The sequence below is a fragment of the Methylophaga sp. UBA5088 genome, from assembly GCF_002414625.1.
In the GTDB taxonomy this organism is placed as follows: Bacteria; Pseudomonadota; Gammaproteobacteria; order Nitrosococcales; family Methylophagaceae; genus Methylophaga; species Methylophaga marina.
The window spans coordinates 26788-29287 of the sequence record NZ_DIAC01000134.1 but is presented as its reverse complement, the minus strand read 5'-3'; the positions used below and the strand labels follow the sequence as shown (position 1 = coordinate 29287).

Here is a 2500-nt window from a genome sequence, read left to right as displayed (position 1 = left end):
CCATACCTAGGGCGTATGAAGTGATGCCATTATCAATTAAAAACTGTTCCCAGGCCTGTTGCTCACTGCTATCAATGCCCACACCAATAAAATTGCCATCAGCATCGGTTTGATTACTTTCATTTGGTGCGCCATCAGACATGAAGTAAGCAATATTCTGTGCACCGTCTAATTTGCCTGTATCATTAAAGGCATCTATCGCCTCTCGAATAGCATCATCATAATTTGTTTCACCAGTTGCAGAAAGTGAGTTGATGATGTCTTTTGCTGTGGCAGTGTCAACCCAGAGGCTGGTTGGATTCTCAGCATTATTGTTAAATGTCACTAAGTTCACCATGACATCACCAAGGGCTTCGTACTGCTCGATTAAGTTCAAGCTGGATTTAATCATTACTTCCAGTTTCGTCATGCCCTGAAACTCAGCAGATCCATTCATGCTGTTAGACGTGTCAAGGATCAATAGTAGATTTGTATCAACTGATTGTCCTAGCGTTGTTGCACGTTGTTCCGGATTTGCGACAGGCGCATCATCTTGCACTGTAACGTTGAAACTAGCTGACGATGTGCCACCGAGGTCATCAGTTACGTTAACGTTTACATTTATGTTTTCAACAACACCATCGACATCACGTAACGGTTGGAGAAGCTCAACGGTGTAGGATGCTTGCGAATTTGAAATATTACTGAGTGATACTGTAAAAACCTGGTTAGCTGAGTCACTAGAATCTGTTCCACTGATGTAACCTATCAATGTCCCTGTAGAACTATCCCAAACGGTGTCTATCGCTGAACCATCAAGTGTTAATAAATCAGTGGTATCACCTGTGGTGGACAAGGAAATAGAGCTTAAATCATTTCCACCGAGTTCCAAGCTAATCGTTTGTGTCGATGTTGCCGAACCACCTGATATTCCGTTCACTAGTCCGCCTTCAGAAACCAAACTGGATGGCGCCTGGATAACAATATCACCTGGTGGCGGAGGAGGCGGTGGCGGCTCAATTGGCGGTACATCAGACTGTTCAGGATCATTATCATCAATAAACAGCAGATCTGCCTCAGGAAAGTCATAAGTATTGCTGACGCCAACGGTATCAAATCCTGCCTCGGGTATTCTTTCCGGCTCTAAATAGTCGACAAAGACCGCATCATGGCCTTCATTTCCCGCCGCATTACCCGCGCCAGCAGCAGTTTCTTCAGCAGCTTGTGTAGGATCTTGCCCTTCTAAAATAGCCTGTTGGATAGCATCAACATCGTCACTGACAGACTCTTCATTATCAGCAACATCAGTATTGACTGGATCAAATACTTCACTATCCAGCAATGCTTGGGAGCTTCGGCCCAGATCCATAACACTGCCGTCTGCAAACTCGATTTCAATGGCACCTTCTGCCCCTGTTGAAATCAAATCATTGGCATAGACCACATCACCCACTTGTAGTGTTCTTACAGAACCATCCGTGGAGGTGGCTGTTACAGCGCCAATGAGCGCTTTTACAACACCAATTTCTGTAGCCATATTTATTCCCCTGATCGCTGTACTGGAATAGCCAGCACGCGTAACTTATTCATCATGCCGTAATATTGCCCCGAGAGCCTTATTTGATCTACTGTACTTTGGTACTACACCCGCCGTTAAATGTGAAACTGTTCACATTTTTTCAAATTCTTGATGGCGAATTCCTGCTTTTGAAAGCAATATCAGTACCATTAATTTCAACTAAGGGAGGAATGAGCTATCAGCTCTTGATGAGATTTTGCCGTTTTTCTTCTTTAGCTAGGTGATCAAGTACATCCGTCACTAACTTTCTAGGAATCCAGGCTTCCCCATCATGCACAACACGCACAGCTCTAACAATAGCATGCCGTTGTTCGTAAGCTACAAATCCTCGACATGTAAAAGCAGACAGCTTTAATTGTTCGTAAGTTGCAGGTTTATCGGTGATAATAATCGTTTTTGTATGCGGTGAACGCAAATTAACATAGAAGCAGAGCTCATCAGCTGAAAGTTCGTCAGTCCGGTCTGAAATGACTAGCACATCAGGCTTAGATTTTGCGATCGCTTCCAGAAGTATTTCAAAGGAAGAGTCATATAATGCATTGGTCGTAATGTTATGCTGGCTCTGCAACAGAGCGAGTTCTTTCTTTATATCAGAACCAACCAGACACACATTTATCATGCATAAACCTCAAGCATTTTTGCCAATAACTGCCATTTTTGATCCCAACCAATAAGCGGTGATTGCCGGTAACTACTTCTCACATATTGCTGCATCTGACCTTCCACCACAGCAAGTAGTAAATTAGCCGTTTCATTTACAGGCCTTCCTCCGGCCTGAGTCAACGTCAATTCGCGTTCTCTAAGGATCTGCCTAAACTGCGTTTCTAAACGGTCAAAAAATTGACTCACTCGCTGTCTTAATCGTTCTGTTTCACCCGTTAAAGCTGCGCCCATTAATACACTGGTGATCCCAGGATTTTTGGTTGAAAACCCAAGCAGAAG

The 2500-nt window shown here is 43.7% G+C and carries 2 protein-coding genes and 1 pseudogene; all 3 read right to left on the bottom strand.

The window, feature by feature from the left end:
* Positions 1-1516: retention module-containing protein (locus tag B4K20_RS16615; protein ID WP_289283773.1), on the bottom strand; the 1516-nt coding region annotated here is incomplete at its 3' end.
* A gap of 220 nt (positions 1517-1736) precedes the next feature.
* Positions 1737-2177, bottom strand: coding sequence for a hypothetical protein (locus B4K20_RS16610; protein ID WP_286305635.1), 441 nt, complete (start codon positions 2175-2177; stop codon positions 1737-1739).
* Positions 2174-2500 (bottom strand): annotated as a pseudogene (locus tag B4K20_RS16605) (nucleoid occlusion factor SlmA); the annotation flags it as partial. The pseudogene B4K20_RS16605 and the gene B4K20_RS16610, both read right to left, overlap by 4 nt.

Bases quoted from the DNA above. Each gene is read 5' to 3' on its own strand.
- B4K20_RS16610 (WP_286305635.1), bottom strand. From the start codon at position 2,177: ATGATAAATGTGTGTCTGGTTGGTTCTGATATAAAGAAAGAACTCGCT.